19 protein-coding genes are annotated in these 24,887 nt (G+C 59.0%); 11 read left to right on the top strand and 8 right to left on the bottom strand.

The features are described 5' to 3' along the window. Positions 1 to 54 precede the first annotated feature (54 nt). On the bottom strand, positions 55 to 1,440 hold the full coding sequence (locus tag PZA18_RS21450) for an FAD-binding oxidoreductase (RefSeq protein WP_284102935.1): 1,386 nt from the start codon (positions 1,438 to 1,440) through the stop codon (positions 55 to 57). 109 nt (positions 1,441 to 1,549) lie between these two features. On the opposite strand from PZA18_RS21450, the gene serA reads away from it, so the two are divergent. After that, the gene (serA, locus tag PZA18_RS21445; RefSeq protein WP_284102934.1) at positions 1,550 to 2,779 is read left to right on the top strand and encodes a phosphoglycerate dehydrogenase; all 1,230 of its coding nucleotides are present in this window, start codon (positions 1,550 to 1,552) and stop codon (positions 2,777 to 2,779) included. A 62-nt stretch (positions 2,780 to 2,841) separates the two neighbouring features. On the opposite strand, the gene PZA18_RS21440 is transcribed toward serA, so the two are convergent. Beyond that, positions 2,842 to 3,594 carry a substrate-binding periplasmic protein gene (locus PZA18_RS21440; RefSeq protein ID WP_284102933.1) on the bottom strand — a complete coding sequence of 251 codons (753 nt, stop codon included), beginning with the start codon at positions 3,592 to 3,594 and terminating at the stop codon, positions 2,842 to 2,844. Between the two features lie 347 nt (positions 3,595 to 3,941). Here PZA18_RS21440 and PZA18_RS21435 point away from each other — a divergent pair, with 347 nt between their 5' ends. Then, positions 3,942 to 5,093, top strand: a complete 1,152-nt coding sequence (locus PZA18_RS21435; RefSeq protein WP_284102932.1) for an acyltransferase family protein — start codon at positions 3,942 to 3,944, stop codon at positions 5,091 to 5,093. Between the two features lie 110 nt (positions 5,094 to 5,203). Here PZA18_RS21435 and PZA18_RS21430 read toward each other — a convergent pair whose 3' ends face one another. The 4 genes from PZA18_RS21430 to PZA18_RS21415 all read right to left on the bottom strand — a co-directional run bounded on the left by PZA18_RS21430 (position 5,204) and on the right by PZA18_RS21415 (position 11,427). Next, on the bottom strand, positions 5,204 to 5,779 hold the full coding sequence (locus PZA18_RS21430; RefSeq protein WP_284102931.1) for a YIP1 family protein: 576 nt from the start codon (positions 5,777 to 5,779) through the stop codon (positions 5,204 to 5,206). Positions 5,780 to 6,018: 239 nt separating this feature from the next. Next, a complete protein-coding gene (locus PZA18_RS21425; protein ID WP_284102930.1) occupies positions 6,019 to 9,129 on the bottom strand; it encodes an efflux RND transporter permease subunit in 3,111 nt (1,036 codons plus the stop codon). Positions 9,130 to 9,280: 151 nt separating this feature from the next. After that, on the bottom strand, positions 9,281 to 10,456 hold the full coding sequence (locus PZA18_RS21420; RefSeq protein ID WP_284102929.1) for an efflux RND transporter periplasmic adaptor subunit: 1,176 nt from the start codon (positions 10,454 to 10,456) through the stop codon (positions 9,281 to 9,283). A gap of 128 nt (positions 10,457 to 10,584) precedes the next feature. Then, the gene (locus tag PZA18_RS21415) at positions 10,585 to 11,427 is read right to left on the bottom strand and encodes a TetR/AcrR family transcriptional regulator (RefSeq protein WP_284102928.1); all 843 of its coding nucleotides are present in this window, start codon (positions 11,425 to 11,427) and stop codon (positions 10,585 to 10,587) included. A gap of 314 nt (positions 11,428 to 11,741) precedes the next feature. On the opposite strand from PZA18_RS21415, the gene PZA18_RS21410 reads away from it, so the two are divergent. Continuing rightward, positions 11,742 to 15,773: a PAS domain S-box protein gene (locus PZA18_RS21410; RefSeq protein ID WP_284102927.1), complete on the top strand. Its 4,032-nt coding sequence runs from the start codon at positions 11,742 to 11,744 to the stop codon at positions 15,771 to 15,773. Between the two features lie 17 nt (positions 15,774 to 15,790). Here the strand turns inward: PZA18_RS21410 and PZA18_RS21405 are convergent, their stop codons facing one another. Next, the gene (locus PZA18_RS21405; protein ID WP_284102926.1) at positions 15,791 to 16,411 is read right to left on the bottom strand and encodes a hypothetical protein; all 621 of its coding nucleotides are present in this window, start codon (positions 16,409 to 16,411) and stop codon (positions 15,791 to 15,793) included. A 139-nt stretch (positions 16,412 to 16,550) separates the two neighbouring features. On the opposite strand from PZA18_RS21405, the gene PZA18_RS21400 reads away from it, so the two are divergent. From PZA18_RS21400 to PZA18_RS21365, 8 genes are all read left to right on the top strand, one after another. Then, positions 16,551 to 17,324, top strand: coding sequence for a pseudouridine synthase (locus PZA18_RS21400; RefSeq protein ID WP_284102925.1), 774 nt, complete (start codon positions 16,551 to 16,553; stop codon positions 17,322 to 17,324). Between the two features lie 282 nt (positions 17,325 to 17,606). Further along, positions 17,607 to 18,251: an ABC transporter ATP-binding protein gene (locus PZA18_RS21395; RefSeq protein ID WP_284102924.1), complete on the top strand. Its 645-nt coding sequence runs from the start codon at positions 17,607 to 17,609 to the stop codon at positions 18,249 to 18,251. Next, positions 18,248 to 19,501, top strand: coding sequence for an ABC transporter permease (locus PZA18_RS21390; protein WP_284102923.1), 1,254 nt, complete (start codon positions 18,248 to 18,250; stop codon positions 19,499 to 19,501). Before PZA18_RS21395 ends, PZA18_RS21390 begins: the two co-directional genes overlap by 4 nt. Positions 19,502 to 19,563: 62 nt before the next feature. Beyond that, a complete protein-coding gene (locus tag PZA18_RS21385; protein ID WP_284102922.1) occupies positions 19,564 to 19,836 on the top strand; it encodes a PepSY domain-containing protein in 273 nt (90 codons plus the stop codon). Positions 19,837 to 20,071: 235 nt separating this feature from the next. After that, entirely contained in the window at positions 20,072 to 22,033 is a 1,962-nt protein-coding gene (locus tag PZA18_RS21380) for a S9 family peptidase (RefSeq protein WP_284102921.1), read from the top strand. 172 nt (positions 22,034 to 22,205) lie between these two features. Then, positions 22,206 to 22,934: a hypothetical protein gene (locus PZA18_RS21375; RefSeq protein ID WP_284102920.1), complete on the top strand. Its 729-nt coding sequence runs from the start codon at positions 22,206 to 22,208 to the stop codon at positions 22,932 to 22,934. A gap of 151 nt (positions 22,935 to 23,085) precedes the next feature. Continuing rightward, a complete protein-coding gene (locus PZA18_RS21370; protein ID WP_284102919.1) occupies positions 23,086 to 23,532 on the top strand; it encodes a GyrI-like domain-containing protein in 447 nt (148 codons plus the stop codon). Between the two features lie 2 nt (positions 23,533 to 23,534). Further along, positions 23,535 to 24,377, top strand: a complete 843-nt coding sequence (locus PZA18_RS21365) for an AraC family transcriptional regulator (RefSeq protein ID WP_284102918.1) — start codon at positions 23,535 to 23,537, stop codon at positions 24,375 to 24,377. Between the two features lie 280 nt (positions 24,378 to 24,657). Here PZA18_RS21365 and PZA18_RS21360 read toward each other — a convergent pair. Next, positions 24,658 to 24,887, bottom strand: a 230-nt coding sequence (locus tag PZA18_RS21360; RefSeq protein ID WP_284102917.1) for a hypothetical protein, incomplete at its 5' end; no start/stop codon positions are given.

Genomic DNA, 24,887 nt, shown 5'->3' with positions numbered 1-24,887 from the left:
AAGGGCGCGCAGTGTAGCCTAAAACGCTGCCCCTCCCCAGATTTTCACGTTGAATCAAGGCACTAGTTTGCCAGGGTTGATAATGCCGTTTGGATCGAACACTTGCTTGATTGCCCGCATATAGGCCATCTCTTCGGCACTACGGCTGTAACCCAGGTAATCCCGTTTGAGCAGGCCGACACCATGCTCGGCCGAGATGCTGCCATCGAACTTCTTCACCAGCTCGAACACCCACTGGCTGACGCGCTCACACTCCCGCTTGAAAGCGTCGATTGGCATATCCTCGGGCTTGAGCACGTTGATGTGCAGGTTGCCGTCGCCAATGTGGCCAAACCAGACCACTTCGAAATCCGGGTATTCGCGCGCCAGAATCGCATCCAGTTCACGCATGAAGGCTGGCGCCTTGGAAACCGTCACCGAAATGTCGTTTTTGTAGGGTCGGCGCGGGGTGATGGACTCGCTGATGTCTTCGCGCAGGCGCCACAGATCTTTGGCTTGCTGTTCGGACTGGCTGACGATGCCATCCACAGCCCAACCGGCTTCAGTCGCCTTTTCAAATAAGGAGAATGCGAGTTCGGTTTCGGCATCGGTCGGCGCCTCGAACTCCAGCAGCACATAGTAGGGGCTGGCCGATTCAAACGGCCGTTGTGAATGCCCGCGTGCCAGAACATGGCCCAATGCCTGCTCAGAGAAAAATTCAAATGCAGTCAGCGGCATGCCATCGTTGAACAGTCGGAACACCGACATGATGCCGTCCAGCTCAGGCACGGCTAGCAGTAGCACGGTGAGGTTGCGGGGTTGGCGAGCCAGCCGCATGCGGGCCCCGACGATAAAACCCAGCGTCCCCTCCGCCCCGATGAAGAGGTGGCGCAGATCGTAGCCTGTTGCATTCTTTACCAGACCGTTATTGAGCCGCAGCACGTCCCCCTGGCCGGTCACTACGGTCAAGCCCATCACCCAGTCACGGGTCAAGCCATAACGAATCACCTTGATGCCACCCGCGTTGGTCGAGATATTCCCCCCCAACTGCGATGAACCACGTGACGCAAAGTCCACCGGGTAGTAGAGACCATGTTCGGCCGCAAAGCCTTGCAGCTGCTCAGTCACAACCCCTGCCTCGATGGTCACGGTACGTTCAACCGGATCAAAATCACTGATTGCCCGCATCAGGTCGAACGACACCACAACCTCGCCTTGCGTGGCGACGGCCCCTGCTGATAGCCCGGTGCGCCCCCCGGATGGCACCAATCCGATCTTGCGCTGGTTAGCCCAGCGGACGATGGCAGCCACCTCGTCTACGCTACGGGGAAAGACCACCGCCGACGGTGCCGGGGTGTGGAATCGGGTCCAGTCGAGGCCATACTGGCCCAGGCTGTCTGCATCGGTCCGCACCCGGTTTTCATTGAGCAAGGTCATTAATTCGGTGCGAATGTCGGTCATCAGTAATCTCCACGCATGGTTTCTGCCGGCTTTTGGCTGCGATTGCAGCAAAAACCGGCCTTATGGCTATAATTGTTGACTATTTTACTCAATCATTGGATGCCCAACCATGTCCAAGCTGTCCCTCGATAAAGCCAAGATCAAATTTCTGTTGCTGGAAGGGGTACATCAATCAGCGGTCGATGCCCTCAATGCCGACGGTTACAGCCAGATCGAGTTTCACAAGAAGGCCCTGCCTGAAGCCGAATTGAAGGCTGCCATTGCCGACGCGCATTTCGTCGGCATCCGCTCACGTACCCAGCTGACAGAATCCGTATTGGCTGAAGCGCAAAAGCTGATCGCCGTTGGTTGTTTTTGTATTGGCACCAATCAGGTCGATCTGGTCGCCGCTGCCAAACGCGGCGTGCCCGTGTTCAATGCGCCCTTCTCGAATACCCGCTCGGTGGCCGAGCTGGTCATGGCCGAGATCATCATGCTGATGCGCGGCATTCCCGAGAAGAATGCGATTGTGCATGGCGGCGGCTGGGTGAAGTCTGCCGAGAATTCATTCGAGGTACGCGGCAAGACTCTCGGTATTGTTGGCTATGGCCATATCGGCACCCAGGTTGGCGTGCTGGCCGAAGCGTTTGGCATGCAGGTGGTGTTTTTTGATATCGAAACCAAGCTGCCGCTGGGCAATGCCAGGCAGCTCGCAAAGCTGGAAGAAGTCCTGGCGGTCGCCGATGTCGTCACGCTGCATGTACCGGAAACCCCGCAGACGCAGGACATGATTGGCGCAGCTCAGTTGGCGAAGATGCGACCCAATAGCCATCTGATCAACGCCTCTCGCGGCACGGTGGTCGATATCGACGCACTGGCGGCTGCGCTGGCCAGCAAACATCTGGCAGGCGCCGCGATTGACGTCTTCCCGATCGAGCCCAAAGGCAATGATGAGGAATTCATCTCGCCGCTACGCCAATTCGATAACGTCATCCTTACCCCGCATATCGGTGGCTCCACGCTGGAAGCCCAGGCCAATATCGGCGCGGAAGTGGCCGCCAAGTTCATCCGCTACAGCAACAATGGATCGACCCTGTCGGCCGTCAACTTCCCCGAGGTATCGCTCCCCCCGCACCCTGGCAAGCACCGCATTCTGCATACGCACCGCAACACACCGGGTATGCTGGCACGCATCAACGAGGTGATTTCGGGCGCCGGCGTCAATATCTCCGCCCAGTATCTGCAGACCACCGAACATCTTGGTTATGTAGTCATCGACACCGACCAGTCGTCCAGCCATATCGCACTGGAACAGCTGACCGCCATTGAGGGCACCATTCGTTGCCGTATTCTGTATTGATGTCTCAGCGATATTTGAGATAACAGAACCAGACCGGCGGCCACCCGCCGGTTTTTGTTTTTTCATGGCAGGCGGACATTGTATTTACGCGCCATCCGGGCTAGCTCGCCGCTGTCCCGCAACGTATCGAAGGCGTCGTCGTAGTATTGGCGCAACGCATCGCAGGCAGACTGCTTGCAAAAAGCCATATAGCCATCCTGCACATCCATCACCGGCTCGATTACCGCCAGATCATTCTCAATGTTCAGCTTGCGGGCTAAAGCCTCTGTATTGCGCATATTGCTTGCCAACAAGTCAAACCGATGCGCCATCAGCATATTCAAACCAATCGTCAGGGAATTGGCCACTTCCGGCTTGAGCATGGCGCGCATGCTTTCGAACTGCGGCCCATACACCCAGCCGTTGATCACACCGATGCGGGCGCCTTGCAAGGATGCATATCGACCATCCCAGGTTTGGCCAGCACCCGCCCGAACATAAAACACCATCTGGTCCCGATAGAAAGCCCGGCGGGCAAACACAAACTTGGCTTCGCGCTCAGGCGTCTTGTAGGGACCAATCAAAATCTGCGCCTGGTGGTTTTCGACCATCAGCTGCGCCCGGGGCCACGGGTAGATTTCAAAGTTCAGGTTGTCGCCACGTTGCTTGGCAATGGCCCGCAGAATATCCACGCCAAGCCCAACGTACTCACCACTCGCACTTTTCTCGAAGACATTGGCAAACTCGGTGCCCACAACAAGAACCGGCGCGGCGGTTGCCTCGGCAGCCAGCCACATTAGCCAAGCCCACGATCCGCCCCGCTCAATACCTGACATGACCCACCCACCCGTCTCGCACCTGCCCTGCATTAAAAGCTATGTCATGGCAAGCAAATAGCAAGCTGCCTTGGGCAGCCGGACCAATTCAAGACAAGTGTTTGATCTTTATGAAAATAAGTTCAATACCCTCAATGTGGAATATCCAATATAAACCCATTTGAATGATTTTTTAGAGAAAGCCCATTTTCGCCGGGCCAACGCAGGTAAATCCTGTATTACAATATTGTCAGACAGCCGCCAGCAAATGAAATACTTATTTGGCATATGTCTGGGTCTGGGTGTCGCAACCAAACACGCAGCCATAGTTCATATTCAAACAAATCTAAATTAGTATAGGAATGTTTATGTCCCGCCTTCCTGGACTCGACTTGATGCGCGCTATTGCCATCATCTGGGTTCTGTTTTTTCACGCACAGATTCTCGGCCTGGGTACGCCCTCGCTTGCCTTTACCCAGCTTGGCTGGATGGGTGTGGATCTGTTTTTCGTATTGAGCGGCTTTCTGATCGGCTCTCAGTGGCTTGGTAGCTGCGAGAAAGAGGCATCCCCCTCTTTTCTCTCTTTTTATCTGAGACGCGCCTTCAGGATATTGCCGGCTTATCTGGTTGTCGTGGCAGTTTATTTCGGCCTGCCGTCTTTACGTGAAACCAAAGAAATCCAGCCTTTATGGCAATTTCTAACATTCACTGAAAATTTGCTGATTGATTTTTATCACCCCAAAGCGTTTTCACACGTTTGGTCTTTATGTGTAGAAGAACATTTCTATTTATTGTTTCCCTTGATTTCATTACTGATTCTCAAGCGGAAATCATTTAGCTTTACCTTATCAGTATGCGCCGCCGTTGTAATGGCCGGGATGGCTTGGCGAGGATATGTCTGGCTTGATGGATTACTACCCATCAAGGAAGTCGAGGAAGGTGTTGGCAATATCTTCCAGCGCTACTACGAGCGCATCTATTACCCAACCTGGTGTCGCCTGGATGGCCTGCTCATGGGAATCATGCTGGCCTTGTGCAAGATCTACCGACCTGCCTGGTGGCGCGCCGCCATGGAAAAGCCCTATCACCTGCTGGGTCTTGGCGGGGTTCTGCTGGGTGGTGCCATCGTTCTGTTTCAAGACCGCATGGCTACCGCCCCCAATGTCATCGGCTACCCGATGCTGTCGATGGCCTTGGCATTGATTGTTGCCAGCGCGGCCAGTACCCATGGTCTGCTGGGGCGCGTCAGGATTCCGGGCATCGCGACCATCGCTACGCTTTCCTACAGCATCTACCTGAGCCACAAGCTGGTTTATCGATACATCCGCGTCAATTTTCACCAGCTGGTCGATGAGAACGGCCTGGCGACCTTTTTCCTGACGGCCGGCATGACCTTGCTGGTGGGCGCTGGCTTGTACTGGCTTGTCGAGCGCCCTTTCCTGCGCCTGCGAGACCGTTTGCTCGCGCCGCATAAAACCGAGACCGATGCCACCAACCTGTCAGCACAACCGGCAAGCTGATACTTCCAGTGCCATGCGTTTGGCAAGGCGGGGAAAGGGATGACAAATTCCAATCCCCCATTGCCAGCCCGCGTTTGGCAGCAAGCCTCAACGGTGCCCAGCCATCAGGCTCAGCGCAGATAAAAGTAGGCCAGCGTCGCCAGCAGCACCAGCACAGGCAAGCACGCGACCTTCAGGCCAGATTGCCACCCCAGGCCACTAAAACGGGCCCAGCCAATCGTCAGCAATCCTCCCCACCATAAAGCGAACAGCGCCAGGATCGCTGGCTGCAGCATGTGCCCGACGGCAACTGTCGCAAAGTGCAAGGCTATTTCGGCCAGACCCAGCACAATCAACGGTACGGAGCTCCAGGTCGCCAGCCGGCGCCAGCGCTCTGCCGGGTGCCCCAATCCCAGCAGCCGGTCTACCATGCCCAGATAGAGCTCCAGCAAGCGATACCAGCCTGCCAGCAGCAGCACGCTGATCAGGGCGGACAAAGGCGGCAGAAAAAACCAGATGACAATTTCAGTAGCATCGGTGCCATCGGCGAAGAAACTGCGGCCAACAAAGCTGCCGGCCAGCGCCAGCGCCACTGCGGCTGATAGCGCCGGTGCCACATCGGCCCTGGGTGTTTCGGTCGCCAGAGTTTCAAACAAGCGGCGGGGTGCCCATAACGACTGCCCCAGCCGGATAAGTGATTGTTTCATGCGCGGTACGGAAGATAGAGGAATATCAGGGTAGCTCGAAAAGCGCCGGCTTCTCAGCAAGCCATGCCGGTCGCAGCCAAGGCGGCGATTTTCGCGGTACCCCACAGAAGGTCGCCAGTAAAGAGCATATGGCGCCAGACCGCAAGCCACTTCAACGCCAGAAAAGCCAAAGGCACTGCCTGATGGCAGTGCCTTTGGCGTGAACCGCGCAGCGACAGGCGGTCCGTGTCGCTATCGCGTTAGTGGGCGTTGTTACCGCCAAACTTGCGCTTGCACCACTCGCCGAAGCTATCGAGGTAGGTGTAGACCACGGGCACGACGATCAGCGTCAACAAGGTTGAGGTAATCACCCCACCGATAATCGCGTGCGCCATCGGCGCCCGCTGCTCCGAGCCTTCACCCATTGCCAGAGCCATCGGCAGCATGCCGAAGATCATGGCGAAGGTGGTCATCAGAATCGGCCGCAGACGCACCTTGCCGGATTCGATAATCGCCGCCATACGCTCCATGCCATCGCGCCGCAAGTGGTTGACGAAGTCCACCAGCAGAATCGCGTTTTTGGTCACAAGCCCCATCAGCATGATCACCCCGATGATCGAGAACATATTCAGTGTCGAGCGCCAGGCCAGCAGCGCCAGGAACACCCCGATCAGCGACAGAGGCAACGACATCATGATGCCGACAGGCTGCAGGAAGCTGCCAAACTGGCTGGCCAGCACGATGTAAATGAAGATCACCCCCATCGCCAGCGCCGACACAGCGTAGCCAAACGATTCCTTCATATCCTGATTGGCCCCCTCCTGCAGGAAGCGGTAGCCCTGCGGCATCTGCAGATTATCGAGCACCTTCTGCACATCCGCCGAGACATCCCCCTGCGGGCGACCATCGACATCCGCCGAAATTTCCACCGTGCGGAACAGCGAACGACGCTTGATCAGGGTTGCACCGCTCGACTCCTTGACCTTGGCAACCTGCCCCAGCGGAATCATCATCGGCTGGCCGGTTTTCGGATCCACATCACTGCTCATGATTGGCAGCTTGGCGATATCGTCAGCGTTTTTACGGTCGATCTTCGGCAATTGCACGATCACGTCGTAGTTCTCGCCGTCCGGCGCTTTCCAGACCGTAGCGGTTTCCCCGGCAATCAAGGGGCGCAACGTATTGCCAACCTGACCCAACGACAGCCCTACCGTGCTCGCCAGTTGACGGTCCAGCTCGACATCGTAAGCCGGTTTTGCCGCACGCAAGCTGGTCTGAACATCGACCACCCCCTTGATCCGGCTGATCCGCTCCTGCACCGTGGTGCCGATGCGTTTCAGCTCTTCCAGATCCTGACCTTGAATCGTGATGAAGATCGGTTGCTCACCGCCGCCAGGACCATCCGGCACGCCAATGCCTCGCACCTCAATGCCACCAACTTTGCTCAAGCGCTCACGCAGTTTCGGAATCAAAACAAACTGGCTGATCCGTTCCTTGCGCGGCTTCAGGCGCAGTTCACTTCTGGCGATATGCTTGCCACCCGAACCGTTGGTGTTGACTGAAGAATATACCTCGGTGATTTCAGGAAACTCGCGAAGGGCCGCCTCAACCTGATCGACCTTGCTGGCGGTGTAGTCCAGACCCGAACCAATCGGCGTACGGAAATCCACCACCAGACGACCGGTATCGCCTTTCGGCAGAAACTCGGCACCAATGATCGGCACCAGAGCGAATGCACCAGCAATCGCCACGGTGGCAATCGCCAGGGTGGACTTACGATGGCCGAGCGCCCAACCGATCACCCGACCATAGAATTGCGCCAGTCGGGTCATGGCGGAATCAAACCAGTCCAGCACAAAACCAATGGGGCCGCGATGTTTCATGCCGTGGGCGTGCGGGTCTCGCCAGACCGAGGACAACATCGGGTCGAGCGTGAACGACACGAACATCGAAATCAGCACCGCCGCCACCACGGTGATGCCGAACGGGTAGAAGAAGCGGCCGATAATGCCCCCCATAAAGCCCACCGGCAGGAACACGGCGACGATGGTCAGCGTCGTCGCCAGCACGGCCAGGCCAATTTCCTGCGTGCCATCGAGCGATGCCTGATAGTGCGATTTGCCCATTTCGGCATGGCGCACGATGTTCTCCCGCACCACGATGGCGTCGTCGATCAGCAAACCTACGCAGAGTGACAGCGCCATCAGCGTCATCACGTTGATCGAGAATCCGAATAGCTGCAGGAAGAAGAAAGTACCGATCAAGGCCACCGGCAGTGTCAGGCCGGTAATGATGGTCGAGCGCCAGGACCCCAGGAACAGGAACACGATAACCACCGTGAGCGCAGCGCCCTCAAGCAGGGTTTTCTTTACATCGGCCAGCGAATTGCGAATGCCCTTGGAGCTATCACCAATCACCTGCAGGGTGATGCCTTCGGCAGCCAGTTCCTTGTTGAGCCTTTCGACCGTCGCGATCACGCCATCCGCCACTTCAATGGTGTTGGCCTTGTCGATCTTGCGCACATCAATCGTTACCGCATCCTGGCCATTCACCCGTGCCAGCGAGCTGCGCTCTTCTTCGGTATCGACCACGGTCGCGACATCCCCCAGCGTCACCACCTCGCCACCACGACGCCCTACTACCAGCTTGCGGAACTGTTCAGGGCTCTGCAAACGACCACGGATCTGCACAACACGCTCGGTTTCCTGATACTCGACGTTGCCGATCGGCACTTCCTGGTTTTCGGTCTTGAGCGCGTTGATTACCTGATCCACCGCCATCGAGTGCGATTGCATGCGGGCCGGGTCGATTTCGATGCGGATCACCCGCCGGATTCCCCCAACCAGCTCGGCGCTGCCCACCCCACGGATCATCTGGAACTGCTTGGCGATGTACTGATCAGCACGGGTCGTCAGCTGGCGCTTGGCCATCTTGGGCGCTGTCACGGCCACGGAAATGATCGGCCGGTCATTCGGATTGAACCGCCCCACCGTCGGCTCCCCGACTTCCTTGCGGAAAGCGTTTTTCACCGCCGCCACCTTCTCGCGCACATCCTGCACGGCGCGATCCGGATCAACCGACAGTTCAAATTCGGCCACCACCACTGAATTGCTCTGGTAAGAATCGGACCAGATGTTCTTGATACCCGCGACGGTAGACAGCTCCTGCTCGACCCGTCGGCTGATTTCGGTTTCAACAATCTCCGGCGCGGCACCGGGGTAATTGGTCTGGACGAACACCACCGGGAATTTCACATCGGGGAACTGTTCGACCGATAGCCGCTTATAGGAAAACAAACCCAGCACCAGCAGTGTCAGCATCATCATCGTTGCAAACACCGGGTTCTGGATACTCACGCGAGTAAACCACATACCGCTTCCTTTCGATTTCTGGACAGCAAGCACCCGATACAGGCTGTCCCCAGCCTGCATCCGCCTTGCTCACTGCCGTTCTGTGTTTTGGGCGCGAACTGCCCCGGCAGGTGCTTTCAGCCCCTGCACAGGGGTCAAGCGGGAGTCGAACTCAGCTCTTGGGAGCGGGCGGGGGTGGGGCCGGTAGCTTGACCTGCTGTCCCGGCTTGAGGGATGCCAGCTTGGCAATCACCACCTGCTCACCCGCCGCCAGCCCTTCCAGCACCTGGGCCTGCTGCGTGGTTTCGCTGATCAGCCCGAGCTTGAGCTTGCGCTCAATCAACTTGCCGTCCTTCACCACCAGCGCCAGTGGCTGCTTTTGCTCCAGCCCCCGGATCGCCAACATCGGCAGGGTCACGGCATCCGAAGCCTTCTGCAGCGTCAGCTCACTCTGGGCGAACATGCCGCCACGCAACTCGGCCTTGGGGTTGGCAATGCGGATGTAGATGGGAATCATGCGGGAGCCTGCCTGTGCGGTTGGGTTGATCCGCTCGACATGCCCACCGAACTGACGATCGCCAAAACCCTCCACCCGGAGGGTCAGCTCCTGGCCGATCTTCACGGCCCCCAGGCTGGAAACCGGCAGATTAGCCTCGAACTCCAGTTCTTTCAGGTCCACCAGGCTGAACAACGGCGCATTGATGCCGATGCGCTGGCCTGGCTGAGCAGTGCGCTCAGCAATAAAGCCGTCAAAAGGCGCCTTGACCACGGCGTCCTGCAGGGCCTTGCCGGCGACGGCCAGTCTGGCTTCATCCGCCTTGACAGCGGCACGGGCGGCAATCAGGGCGTTTTCGGCCGAGTCGTGACTATTGGGCGAAATGAAATTCTGCTTGAGCAAATTGGCCGAGCGATCACGGTTTTTCTCTGCCAGCGCGAGTTCGGCCCGGCTGCGCTCCAGATTTGCGCTCTGGGTTTTCACTTGATTATTGAGATCAGCCGTTTCGATACGGGCCAATACCTGTCCGCGCTTGACCTGATCACCGGGTCGCACCAGCACCTCGGCAACGACCCCATCGACTTCGGCATTCACCCGGGTCTGATTCACCGGCGACAAGGTGCCGGACAGGGCAATGCTCTGCCGCAATTCACCGAGCGCCGCCTTTGCCAGATCGGTGCTCGACAGCTCCAGCACTGCCGGCGGCTCGGGCTTTTTGTTGTCCTTGCTGGCGGCGGAGACCGTCTGGCCGCGATGCATGGCAAATCCCCCTATCAACAAGGCGCCAGCCAGGGCGAGCCATATCGTCTTGCGGGAGAAAAGCGAACGTTTGGATTGCGTTTGCGGGGTCATGATTGCTTCCTTTGCTATGTATCTCGTCAAGTTTGTCTTTATTCGGTTTGCTGACTGGGACTGGCTCAATTAGAGGGCGACAGCATCCGCCGGTTCTTCCCAGCCTCGGTATCGGGCGGACCCTGGCATTACGAGTGCAACCTGTCAGGAGAGCTGGCCAGGCCCGCAGGCGCCTGCTCGGCATCGGGTGACAGCCCTTGCCACAGCATATCGACGATCTGCGGAATCAAGGACCGCAGATGAATGCGCTGCGGGTTGACGATCCAGGCCAGCACCAATCCGTCAATCAGGGCGCCCCAGAAGACAGCCATCGCCTGGGCACGCTCGCCAACAGGGGGCAGGCCGGCATGGGCATTGATCTGCTCGATCATCGCTACCGTCATCCGGTAGGAGTGCTCATACATATCTGCCAGCCTCTCACGGACTTCCGGCGCTCGGGTTTCGCCCATGAATTCGATAAAAAGCCGTGGCCAGTCCGGGTCTTGTTCAAGCCGTGCCACCATATCGAGCAGCATATCGGTCAAGGCAGCCTTGCGATCAGGGTTGGCAGCGTTGGATTCAACCGCCCTGGGCATGTGCTCGTTGACTTCACGCATGAAGCGCGCATCCAGCAAGGCAAAAAAGAGTTCGCTCTTGCTGGAGAAATTCCAGTACACCGCCCCCTTGGTCATGCCGGCGTCGGCCGCTACTTCGTCGAGCGAGGCGCCCTGATAGCCTTTGCGCGCGAAAACCTTGGCGGCTGAATCAAGAATGCGGCTGCGGGAATCGCTGGGCGTCGGCGCATGATCAACACTTTCGGGGTTGAGCCATTCACCAAACCGCTCACGCCCGCCCAGAAGGCGGCGTACCGTTTGCCAGGGCAAACCAGCTTCGGCAGCGATATCGCCATAGTTGACGTCGGTCAACGGCTTTTTGCCGGCAGCAAGCCGCAAGCCGTCGAGCGCTTTCTGATGAAGTTGTCGGTGATCCAAGGTACACAGCCCCCACTAAACATACTGATTAGTATTTTATAAAAATACCTCACAGTATGTCTACCTCGATATTGCGTTTGGCAGCACCCGGTCGGCGTTTTCCGACAAATGGCAGCAAACCTCCCGCTATGCCTGCCGGGCCACCCAGGCTCACCGGCTTACTGCCGGATCATTTCGTACCCTATATTTAAAGAAGGCAGACTCCACCTACCTCCCGCTCATCGCCCTTAGCATCGTGCGGTGAGCAGAACGCGGCAAAATCCTGTGTCGCGATGCCGGAGTTGCTTCCTTCATCCATCACACGGAATCGCATAGTGCCAGGGCTATCTGCAGAATCCTCCGACAGCCAGAAATGGCGTCGTTACTGGCTAAACCGTTTCATGCCGTGGCTGGCGACCTTCCTGCTGATCGCATTGGCAGGCAGTACATTGCTCGAACGCTGGGCGCGCAGCCAAAAGCAGACGCAACTGATTGCAAGCCAGCAGAGCTGGCTGAATCTGGCACGACGGGAGTTGGGGCAAGCGCTGGCCGAAGCCGCCACCAATCTGGAATCGCTGGCCGGGCCGGATGAGATGACCGCCGTTTTCGAGGCGCCCCTGGGCTCGGCCAGCCTGACTCAGGAGCGCTATCTGCATTTCATGGAACGCCGTCGGGTCTTCGACCGCATGCAGATACTCGATGACCGTGGCAATGAGCGCTTTCGCATCAATATGAATCACGGGCTGCCTACACTGGTGCCCGCTGCGCAACTGCGCAATCTCTCGACCGATGATGAGTTCATCTACGCCAATCGTTTGAGCTTTGGCCAGATTTACCTCTCGCCGCCCGTTATCCAGACCGAACGCGGCCAGATTGTGGAACCGCAAAAGCCAGTGCTGCGGCTAGCCATGTCCCTGTTTGGCGCGCATCGAGAGCGGCGCGGGGTGGTCGTGCTGAATCTGCTGGCAGAGCCGCTATTTGAGCGTCTGCGCAGTACGGGCAACGGCACGGCTGAGTTCTGGATGCTCGATCGCCACGGCAACTGGCTGATGGGGGGGCTGCCGGAAAACCGTTTCAATCAGATGCGGCATCAAGGTATCAGCGTCGATAAAGCCCATCCGCACGCCTGGAAAGCCCTGCAGGCAACAGAGTCGGGTGTTTTCAGTGGGGATGGGGAGCTCTGGATCTACGAGCACATCATGCCGCTGACGCTGCCGGCCAGCCTGGGTGTCGGCAACGCTTATACGCGCCTGCCCCTGATCAGCAGCGATGACCCTTATCGCTGGACGCTGGTCGCCCGCTACGACCGCAGTCAGCTGGCTGCCGAGATGACCAGCATCACCACCATGCGCTGGATCTCACTCGCATTGGCGAGCCTGCTTGGAATCGGCCTTGCCGCGCTGATTGCCACCCTCCAGCTGCGCGAAGCCCGCCGCAACAAGACGCTGCGGCCCGGACTTCCCACCTTTGCCGCCATGCTCGATGCCCTGCCACAGCCAGCGCTGTTGCTAGACCAGGAAGGTCGTTGCCTGCATGCCAATCCCGGCTGGCAACGCTGGATGGGACCAGGGGCTGAAGCGGCTGGAGATGGTTGGCTACACATGATCCAGCTCGAAGATCGCACCGGCTTTGACGCGCGGCGACAAACCGACACCCCGCAAGCCTGGTCTGTCGCCGAGTGCCGGCTGGTCAACACGCTAGGGGCGACGCTATGGGCACGTTGCGAGGCCACACCGCTGGGGCTGGATCTTCATATGCCGCTGCAGTGGCTGAGCTGGCATGACCTGACGACCAGTACCCGCCAGCTGCAGGCGGTAACGGCCGCCAAAGAGATGCTGGAAGGGGTCGTCAATGGCAGCGCCGATATGATTGCCGCGCTGGATCTGGGCTTTGGCTTCTCGTTGTTCAATCGTGCGTTTCGCGACGAGTTTCATGGCCTGTACGGAATCGAGCTGGCCATTGGTGACAATCTGCTTGAATGTTTGCGGCACCGGCCGCGTGATCGCGGCGAGCTGCTGATGCTATGGGGCCGCGCCCTGCAGGGCGAAGTCTTCAGCGTTCGGCAGTCTCTGGGAGAGGACGCGGGCCGCAAGCGCTATGACATTTCGTTCAGCCCATGCCGAGCCCATTCCGGCGAGCTGATCGGTGCCGTACAGATCGTGCGCGACGTCACGGAAATCGCCCGCATGCAGTCGTCGATCGCCCGCAGCGAAGAGTTGCTGCGCGCCACCTTCACCGGCAGTCTCGATGCCATCTTCGTCTTCGAGGTTGCCAAGGATGAGGCCTGGCAGATCGTCGATTTCATTCTGGTTGAAGCCAACCCCAATGCCTTGCGCCTGATTGGCGCCGAGCGGGAGAGTGCCATCAATCAGCCACTTTCTTCGCTGTTTCCGCCCAGTCTGGCCCGGCAGCTGATTGCTCAGTACCGCGAGGTTGTCGAGTCGGGCACCTTTATCAGCGAGGAGCTGGAGCTCAACACGCCCGAGCTGCCGATCGGCTGGCTGCAGCAGCAGGTCATCCCGCTGAGCAACGGCGTTGCCGTAACCGCCCGCGATACCTCGGCGCGCAAGATCGCAGAGCATCGGCTCACCGAACGTGATGCCATGCAGCGGGCCATTCTCAACTCGGCGGCTTACGCGATTATTTCAACCGACAAAGAAGGCACCATCGTCTTTTTCAACACGGCCGCCGAGAACATGCTCGGCCACAGCGCCGACCGTCTGGTCGGCAAGGCGACGCCTGCACTGTTTCACGTTCCCGAAGAGCTGGTGCGGCATGCCGTCAAGGTATCGGAAGCACTAGGCCGCCCCGTCGAGCCGGGGCTGGAGTCGATGATGTTCCAGACCCAGGCCAACGGCATGGAGATGGGGGAATGGACATATATCCATAAAGATGGCCACCGCTTCCCCGTCCTGCTATCGATCACTCCGGTACGGGACGAGCAGGGGAATGTGACAGGCTATGTCGGGATCGCCATCGACATCAGCCGCCAGAAAGCCTTCGAGGCGGAACGTGATCGCCTGATCGCCGTCATCGAGCATCTGCCGGATGTAGTCGGCATCGCCGACCTCAAAGGCAATCAGCTCTACATGAACCCGGCAGGCCTGCGGCTGCTGGGGTTCTCCTCGATTGAAGAGCTGACCAGCCACCACATCACCGACCATCATCCGGACTGGACCAATCGCCTGATCATGCAGACCGGCATCCCGACCGCCCAGGCCCAAGGTTCGTGGACGGGCGAGACGCAATGGCTGGACAAGACCGGCAAGGTCCACGACACCCTGCAGACCATCATCGCCCCGCTGCAGAACGGCAAACCGGTCGGCTTTACCGCCACCATCGCCCACGATCTGTCCGAAATCAAGACCATCGAATCGCGGTTGATGCGCAACGAAGTCCGGCTCAATGCCATCCTCGAAGGGGTACAGGATGCCGTCGTCACCGTCAGCTGCGCCGGCGAAATCGACTCCGTCAATCCGGCGGTGGTCGATGTGTTTGGCTATGGCCCGCACGAGCTGATCGGCCACCGGCTGGAGCAGATCGTGCCGGAGTCGCTACCTGAGCTGCTGGAGCGGCGTGCGGCGCTGGCTTCGCAACAGCCCCGACACAACCACGGCTTGCATCTGGAAACCACAGGCCGGCATAAGGATGGCGGCACCATCGAGCTGGAAGTGCTGATCGGCGACTCGGCAGCCGAGGCCACGCCCGTCTACATTCTGGTGTTGCGTGACGTGACCGCCAACAAGCGCCATGAGCGACAGTTGCAGGAAACCATCGGCGAACTGCGCACCGCCCAGCAGCTGGTCATCGATACCAATGCCAAGCTGCAGCAAGCCAATGCCGAGTTGAAACGCATGGTGAATCAGGATGGTCTGACCAAGGTTGCCAATCGCCGCTTTTTTGACCAGACCCTGCTGGCGGAGTGGCAGCGTTCGGCGCGTAATGGCAGTTTTCTGACCCTGCTGATGATCGACGTCGATTACTTTAAGAGATACAACGACAGCTACGGCCATCAGGCTGGCGACGAATGCCTGAAGCGGGTCGCCGGTGTGCTGGTCAACGCCGCAAGCCGCCCCAGTGATTTCGTGGCCCGCTACGGTGGCGAGGAATTTGCAATGATCCTGCCAGAGACGGATCTGGGCGGCGCGGCCATTGTCACCCATCGCATTCGGGATCTCCTGCAGCACGAGGCGATCCCGCATGCATTCTCGGCCACCGGCAGCTTCATCACGCTCAGTATCGGCCAGGCAACCGTCATCCCGCTGAGCGGGGTCAACCCTGAGTATCTGGTATCTGCGGCCGACCAGGCGCTCTACACCGCCAAGGCCAAGGGGCGCAATCAGGTCGTTCTGGCCGGAGCGGGATAAGGCCCCGGCCAGGGGGTTTACCAGCCTTTGCTCAGCTCTTCGCTTCCCAGATTGTTTTCACCATAAACGGCCCAGCTGCCACTCATGCCACCGTCGGCTTTTACTTCGTACACCACAACCCCGCAGTTTTCACCACCCCAGCCAACGGCCAGCATATTGCCCTGACGCACGCCAACACCGTTGTAGCTCTCCTCACCCTTCCAGCCCAGCTTGTACACGGCGCCGCGCGGCTCGATGGAAATCGTGCCTTCGTAGCTGCCGCCATCCGGGCTTTTGCCTTTAATCGGGTAATTGCCCTTGAAGTCGCCACCACTGCCCTGCTCACTGCCACGTTTGGGCACGCTAGGGTCCACCCACTCACCGCTGAGCTTGCCGCCCTCGATCTTGTAGAGCGCAGCCCCGCATTTGCCCTTGCCCCAGCCAACGGCAAACAGATTGCCCATATCCAGCCCAATGCCTGAATAGTTTGAACCCACCGACCAATTCACCTTGTAAACGCCCTTGCCGCTGATCTTGAGCGTCCCTTTATAGGGCGAGCCGTTTGGATTTTTGCCTTGTACGTTATAACTGCCAGCCGTTATATCAGCGGCCAGCACGCTGGATGCAGCCAATGCCAGGGTCAGGAACAGCGCTTTCATGTGTTACCTCCGGTGCGTTGCGGTATGCAGAGTCTGGCGCTGTTGAGGTTTCTGTTTCAGCCTTGGATGCAAGCGGTCAACAGCGACCAGGTTAAAGCCTACGAACCATCATAGACAAAGGCCACCCGACGTTTGCGCTATGATGGCGCCCCGCTCACCCTTCGTCGTCATCGCCATGAAGTCGTCCCGCCCACAATCCCTCGAACGCCTGTTGCAGTCGCAAGGCTTTGGCAGCCGCAAGGAATGCCGACAGCTGATCGCGCTTGGCAGGGTTGCCGTCAATGGGGAGGTCATCGACGATGCCCGTACCGAATTTCTGCCGGAGCCTTCGCTGTGCCTGACGGTGGATGACGCAGACTGGCTGTGGCGTGACAAGCTGTATCTGGCGCTGTACAAGCCAGCAGGCTACGAGTGCTCGCACGCCCCCCAGCACCATCGCCCGGTGTTCAGCCTGCTTCCCCGACACTTTGTGCAGCGGGGGGTACAGGCGGCCGGCCGACTGGATGCCGACACCACCGGTCTGCTGCTGCTGTCTGACGATGGCCCCTGGCTGCACAGCCTGGCCTCGCCCCGGCGGCACGTCAGCAAGACTTACGAAGTCCACACGCGCCACCCAGTCAGTGCCGAGCTAATTGCCGCACTGCTTGCCGGGGTGCAGCTGCACGACGAACCTGCCCCCCTGGCTGCGCTGGCCTGCCATCAGCTCGACACACATCGGCTATCCATGACCATCGACCAGGGCAAGTATCATCAGGTGAAGCGCATGGTGGCCGCTGCCAGCAACCGCGTGGACGCGTTGCACCGGGTAGGTATCGGCGCGCTGCGGCTCGATCACACGCCGTTGTCGGCGCTGCAGCCGGGCCAGTGGCAGGAACTCGATGCCACGCAGCTCGCAGCCCTGCACGAAGCGTAGGCGCCATCCGCTTCCGGGCAGCCCCCCAGGATTCCGGCCGTTCGCCGCCATCCCCCGCCCTCTCTGTTCGAGTACTTGCTCCACAGCGCAAAGCGCGACATTCTGCTGACTGTCATCTCACAGCAAAAGAGTTATGTTATAACATTAGGCTTCGTGAGCTTTTCTCCAACCCATCAAGAAGTCGTCGGTACAGACGGCTTCCGATAATCCGGGCGACAGCGCCAGTCGGGCAGATTGGTCTATGCCGCCCTCACGATAAGGGCAAGATTCAGGATGTTTGCGTTGAAACAACTACGCCATCGCTATGGCGGTGGTGCGGAAATCAGCTTCCCGGACTGGGTGCTGGATGCAGGAGGCCATGCCTTGCTGGTCGGCCCGTCTGGCAGTGGCAAGACCACCCTGCTCTCGATTGTCGGCGGCATGCTGCAGCCGACTTCCGGACAGGCCATTGTTGCCGGCCAGGACCTGCGCCAGCTCTCTGCGGGTGCGCTGGATCGTTTTCGTGGTCAGACCATCGGCCTCGTGCCGCAGAAACTGCACCTGATTGCCAGCCTCACCGTCGCCGAAAACCTGCAACTGGCCCAATATCTGGCGCACTTGCCGAAAAACCCGCAGCGCATCCATGAGGTGCTGACCCGTCTTGGCGTCGCCGAACTGGCACAGCGCCGCCCGCATCAGCTATCGGGCGGACAGTCGCAACGGGTGGCGATTGCCCGTGCCGTCGTCAACAAGCCCAAGCTGCTGCTGGCCGACGAGCCCACCGCCAACCTTGATGACGATGCGGCAACCGCCGTCATTGATCTGCTGGAACGCGAAGCCGGTGAAGTGGGCGCCAGCCTGCTGATCGCCAGCCACGATGGCCGGGTGAAGAGTCGCATCGGCCACAGCTTTGCGCTGCAACGCCAGCAGGCGGAGGAAACGGCATGAACATCGTCAAACTTGCCTACAAGCAACTGGCGACCCGGCCACTGCACACCATACTGAATGTCTTGCTGCTGGCGCTGGGCATTGCCACCATCACCCTGCTGATGCTGTTCAATGCCCAGTTGCAGGACAAGCTGCTCAATTCATCAAAAGGTATCGACCTCGTTGTTGGCGCCAAGGGCAGCCCGCTGCAGCTCATCCTGTCCAGCGTCTATCACGCGGACATCCCGAATGGGAATATTCCGCTGAAGGAAGCCGACCAGATTGCCAAGCACCGGCTGGTTGCCAAGGCGATTCCGATGGCGCTTGGCGATAACCTGATGGGCTTTCGCATTGTCGGCACCACGCATGACTACGTCGGCCTCTATGGGGGTGAGATTGCCGAGGGCCAGCTGTGGAAAGTCAGCATGGAGGCCGTACTAGGCGCCAATGTTGCCAAGAAGAGCGGGCTGAAGGTCGGGCAGAACTTTGCCGGATCACACGGCCTGGCCGGCAATGGCGGCCATGAGCACGATGACAACCAATACCACGTTGTCGGCATTCTGAAGCCAACAGGCACCGTGCTGGATGACGTGGTACTGACCGAGATGCAGAGCGTCTGGGATCTGCACGAGAGCGAAACCACCACCAATCCGGTGTTTGCCCAACCCAGCAAACCCGCCACGGCAGCCAAACCTGCCAACGACGATGATGACGAGGAGGAAGGCAAGCCCCGCGACATCACCGCCCTGCTGATCAGCTACAAGACTCCGCTGGCCGTGCTGGCGCTGCCTCGGCATATCAACGCCAACACCAATATGCTGGCTGCGTCGCCCGCCATGGAAGCCGCCCGTTTGCTGAGCATCGTCGGCTTCGGGCTGGATGCCTTCCGTGCCTTTGCCGCGATCCTGATTATTTCGGCCGGGCTATCGGTGTTCGTCGCCCTCTACACCGCATTGAAGGAACGACGCTTCGATCTGGCCGTGATGCGCATGCTCGGCAGCAGTCGCTTCCGCCTGTTTACCGCCGTGCTGCTGGAAGGATTGTTGCTAGCCGTCGCCAGCGCGGCGCTTGGATTGGCCATTGGCCATGGCGTGGTGGAACTGGCAGGCCGCACCGGCATGACACCGGGGCTCGCCCTCACCGGCCGTTACTGGGTGCCGCAAGAGGCGCTGCTGGCCCTATTGGCCGTCGGCGTAGGAGCCTTTGCGGCCTTGATTCCGGCAATTCAGGCGTATCGCACCGAAATCGCCACCGTGCTCTCTGAACGCTGAGCGGCAGCCGGGTCAACAGAGCCTAGCCCTTACTTGGTCATTCTCTCCACAAGGAACGCATCATGAAATATCCATTCGCCTTGACCCTTCTGCTATCCGTTACTGCCGCCCATGCTGCGGCTGGCCACGACGAAACCCCCTGCACCAAGGAACCCCAAGACAAATGGCAACCTTTTTCGGCCGCCATCAAGAAAGCTGAAGAGATGGGGCATGTCGTCAAGGTCGCAGAAGTGCACCACAAATGTTATGAAATCCGTGGCAAAGCCAAGGACGGAAAACCGTTCGAACTGGTGCTCAACCCGATGACGCTCGAAATCAAACCCGAGAAGAAATAAGCCCCCATCAAGCCGGCGCATGGCACGATGCGCCGGCTTGATCTGCAACCAGCCTTGCCTCCTTTCCGCAGACCCGACCCCGCCACACCTGGCAGGCCATGAGCCGGCAAACGCTGCCCCTCTGCGCTTTCCCCCGACAACACGCTACACTGCGGCCCCACCAGCCGAATGCCTGTCATTCCGCTTGCTGCCCCCCTATCGGCACGTATGCCCTTCGTTTCTGGAGAGTCCCGTCATGCGTTTCACCCCCCTCGTTCTTACCGCACTGCTGGCAATGGGTCTGGACGCCGCCCAGGCTGCTGACAGCAACTATGCTGGCCACGGCATCAAAAGCGTCAGCAAAGAGACGCTCGCCCGCTTCCGGCCTGAGCCACTCGACCCGGAACTGGCACGCCGCGTTCAGGCGATGTTCGACATCCGTTCAACGGGTGGCGGTATCCTGGCACCCGATGCCAAATCGCTGTTCTTTACCTGGCGCGTCACCGGCACCACCCAGGTCTGGCGCGTCGATGGCCCTGACCGCTTTCCAGTACAGGTAACCGGCGGCGAAGATAGCACCAGCCTCAGCGACATTACGCCGGACGGCAAATATCTGGTTCTGGAACGCGACCAGAAAGGCGCTGAGAACCCCGGCATCTATCTGCAACCCATTGAAGGCGGCGCGCTGATTCCGGTTCAGCATAAAGAAGGCGTGCAGACGATATTCCAGTTTGTCAGCGATGACGCCCGCCACATCTACTTCCGCGCCAACGACGAAGTTGCCGACAGCTATACGCTCTACCGCTACGAAATCGCTACGCGGAAAACCGAGAAGCTGATTGCCCTCAAAGGGGCCTGGCAGATTACCGATCACCTGGCCGATGGCACCCTGCTGCTCGAAAAAGCCAAAGGCGGCATTCCCACCGAATATCACGAATGGAAACCCGGCATGGCCACCCCCAGGCCCCTGTTCGGCCAGCGTGACAACGAAGAATTCAATGCCCGTTATTTCAATTCGACCGGTGAAGTGCTGGTAAGAACGTCGAAGTTTGGCGAATTTCACCGCCTGTATCGCTGGAAAGATGGTCAGTACACGGCGATCACCCCCGAACTGAAATGGGATGTATCGGCTTTCAGCCTGGATGCCCGGCGCGAGCGGATCTACTACTCGGTGAACGAAGGCGGCTACACCCGTAGCTTTGTGCTGGATGCGCGCACCCTCAAGCCCCTGCCATTGCCAGAGTTCAAGGATGCCGACAATGTGATTGTCGGTAGCCTGAGCCAGGATGGCCGCTACGCCAACCTGCTGGTCGAGACCGCTCGCGAACCGCGCAGCAGTTATGTCTTCGACTGGAAAACCGGCAGCTACACCCGCTGGACCCGACCGTCGACCCCTGAAGTCAACACCAGCCAGTTTGCCACCGCCTCGCTCGAATATTATCCGGCACGTGACGGCACAAAGATCCCGATGTTCGTGCGCCGTCCCGCAGAGTGCAAACCCGCGCCCTGCCCGGTTGTGGTTCATTTCCACGGCGGGCCAGCCGCCCAAAGCGAGGCAGGCTTCTCCATCATCGCGCAGCTGTTTGTCAACGCCGGCTTCATCTATGTCGATCCGAATGTGCGAGGCAGTGAAGGGTATGGCAAAACCTGGTTGCATGCGGATGACGGCCCCAAGCGGCTGGATGTCATCACCGATATTGAAGACGCTGCCCGCTTCATCCGTGCCAACTGGGGCGCTGGCGACAAACAACCCAGGATCGGCATCATGGGCGGCAGCTACGGCGGCTATGCCACGCTGATGGGCATGACCCTGTTCAGCGGCGCCTATGACGCTGGGGCCAGCGCAGTCGGCATTTCCAATCTGCTGACCTATATGGAAAACACCGCCCCCTATCGCCGCATGTTGCGCATCGACGAATACGGCGACCCGGCCAAAGACCGTGAAGCCATGATCAAGCTGTCACCGACGACCCATATCGACAAGCTGGCCGCCCCGTTGTTGATCGTTCAAGGCGCCAACGACCCTAGGGTGCCCGTGGGCGAAGCGGTGCAGATGTATGAGGCTGCGCAACGCAAATCGGTGCCCGCCAAGCTCATGATCTTCGCCGACGAAGGCCACGGCACCGCCCGCCGCGAAAATCAGGTATTGCAGTACGGCCATATGCTGCAGTTTTTCGAGAAACATCTGAAAGGCGATACGCAGCCTGCCAAAAACTGATCGCGGCCAGCGCTCGACTTTGTCGAGGTTTCATGGCCAGCCGTGCGAGGCTCCGTGGAGGTAAGGGTGGCCGCTTGCAAGGCAGACGCCATCAAACCTTGAGATTCAACCTTGCTGCTAACCTCAACCGTTTGCAGCAAGGTTTTTTTGTTGTCGCTTCTGGGAAATCGTCATGCGTTCACTCTACTTGCTTGCCCTCAGCACCAGCCTGACCGTCCAGGCCGCCGAGACTTTTACCTTCGATGCCAATCACATCAAATTGCTGCAGCAGTCGGCGGTGGGATGGGGCTTTGTTGAGTCCGGGGCGCCACTGGTGATTTTGCCGGGCTCTTTCGAGAGCAATGCAGACATTGAGGAAAGTGGATGCAAACCGGAGGCCGTGGTTGCGGCACTGAATCTGGGCAAAGTCAGCGACTCTACCGCAACAGCCAAAGCCCAGCGTTACTGCGCGGAGATGGGCAAGGCACTGGATATCGCCTTGCGTTTTGGTGAAATCGCGCCCGGTACCTATCCGCTGAACTGGCCATTACGGGATCACAAATATGGCGAGCAGCTTGCCGCCGTTGGCCTCACCAAGACCATGAGGAAACCAACCTTCACTTTACAGGCCGACCATATCAAGCTTTTGCGCGGCGCGGTGGTGTGGCGCGATACCACTGCCATCGACGGTAAACGCCCATACGGGGATATGACTTACTACTTCTACGATATGAGCGAGCTGCTGGGGCGCCAGAACACGCCCAAAGGCAAAGATGGCTACAGCAAAGATATCGAAGCAAAGCTGGAACAGCTGCACTTCGAAACCCAGCCAGCCTTGCAGGTATTTTTGCGTGAAGCCCGCTTCAAACCCGGTCGCTACACGCGCCAGGGAAGCAGCTACGGCTGGGTGCAAGCACAATAGCGCGTCAGTGCACCCAAGTCCGCAAGATTTGCAAAATCGGGAAGTGTTACGGTGATGACCAGGTTCTGTTGACCCCTGGTTACGGATCGTTTCGCCGGAAATAAGTGGCAACAGCGTCTGGCAATCTCACCCCTCACTGAAGGTCACCTCCATGCCCACACAGACACTGCAACAAGCCCTGCATATCGTCGGTATCGCGCTGCATACCCACAACGGCGAGGCTTTCGACACCATTCCCCAGCATTGGCAACGCTTTGGCAGCGAGCAGGTGCTGTCGCGCATCCCCAACAAGCTCAGCGATGACGTCTACGCTGTCTACACCCGCTTCGAAAACTCTCCGCTACGGCCCGATAGCCGCTACACCCTGATCATCGGCGCAGCGGTCACTTCAACCGATGCGATGCCCGAGGGAATGTCGAGCGTCACCATCCCGCCGTCCCTGCGCAAAACCTACCCGGTCGAACCCGCGACACCTCAGCAGGTTGGCGCCACCTGGCTGCAGTTATGGCAGGAACCCGGCCTGCAAAGCACTGCCGTGGCCGACTTCGAGCGCTTTACGCCCGATGGCCGCATCGAGATCTCCATTGGCGTGGCCTGACAATGCCGGCCAACCGCCACTATGCCGCACGTCTTGCCAGAGTGACCGAGTACATCCATCAACACCTCGACGATGAGCTGGATTTACTGCGGCTGGCAGAAATCGCCTGCATGTCGCCCTATCACTGGCATCGCATCTACAGCGCGATTCATGGTGAAAGTGTTGCGGCCACCGTCAAGCGCCTGCGGCTGCACCGGGCAGCGGGCCTGCTCGTGCACACCCAGCTACCCGTGCGCGAAGTGGCCCGCCGCAGCGGCTACCCCAATCTGTCGGCGTTTACCCGTGCGTTTGGCGCCAGCTATGGGCTACCACCTGCCCGCTATCGAACGGCTGGTAGTCATCAACCCTTTCAGCAGGCATTGGCACAGGCTTCGGTTGCAGCGCACGAAGTCATCATTGGTCGCCTTGATCCGGTAACCACTCTCAGCGCCCGGCATCGGGGTTCTTACATGCGGATCGGCGAAGCCTTCGAGAAGCTGGTCGGCTGGCTGGGCGCGCATCACCAGCTGCGCCCGGACATGCGCTACTTCGGGGTCTATGAAGACGACCCGACAGCCATTGCCGAGGACGATCTGCACGCCAGGGCGGCGCTTTCAATGCCGGCGCCACTACCGCATGCCAGCCCGTTCGAGCCACTCACCCTTGGCGCCCCGCGTTGCGCGATCCTGCGCCACGTCGGCCCTTACGCCGATATGCGGCATGCCTATCTTTGGTTATTCGGGGTGTGGTTGCCGCAATCGGGCGAGGAAGCCGCCGATGCACCGGTATTGGAGGAATATCTGAACAACCCGCGTAGCACGCCTCCCGCCGAGCTGATCACCCATATTTATCTACCGCTGCGCTGACAGTTGGCACCAGCAGTGCGATAGCACTGCTTTCTCCATACAATTCAGCCCCTTAACTGGTAACACCATCAAACTTATCGAACCCAATAACCCTTGTGACCACAGGTTATTTACGCTCATCTAAAAAATATTTTCAAAATTTCGTGCAAATCGCTAAACATTTTCAGAAATCTGCGGATAGATTCCTATGAGAACACCGTAAACGGAGAAATGGTGTTCGGGAAGCGGTTTGCCAAATGGCTGCACGCCCATTTGGCAAGCGGCTTCTGAGACGAATTATTTAAACAAACAACGCCTCGTCGCATCGTTTCAAGAAAGACCTGAGTGCCTGCTGCAAGGTGTCCGGGCTACTGCCCTGACGCCGTGGATCAGCACGTTGCGGCGTGGCCGGAAGCGGCCCGCAAATCGTCCCTTGCCCCATGATTGGGGTATCGCCTTGCCGGCCGCGCCATACAGCGGAGATGATGGGCATGGTTGCAATCGTTGCAGGGCGTGATACGGGTTTGTTTG

Origin of the sequence: Parachitinimonas caeni, from assembly GCF_030129945.1 — a bacterium.
Lineage (GTDB): Bacteria > Pseudomonadota > Gammaproteobacteria > Burkholderiales > Chitinimonadaceae > Parachitinimonas > Parachitinimonas caeni.
Note: the sequence above shows the minus strand (reverse complement) of the source record. Positions and strands in the feature narration are given on the sequence as shown.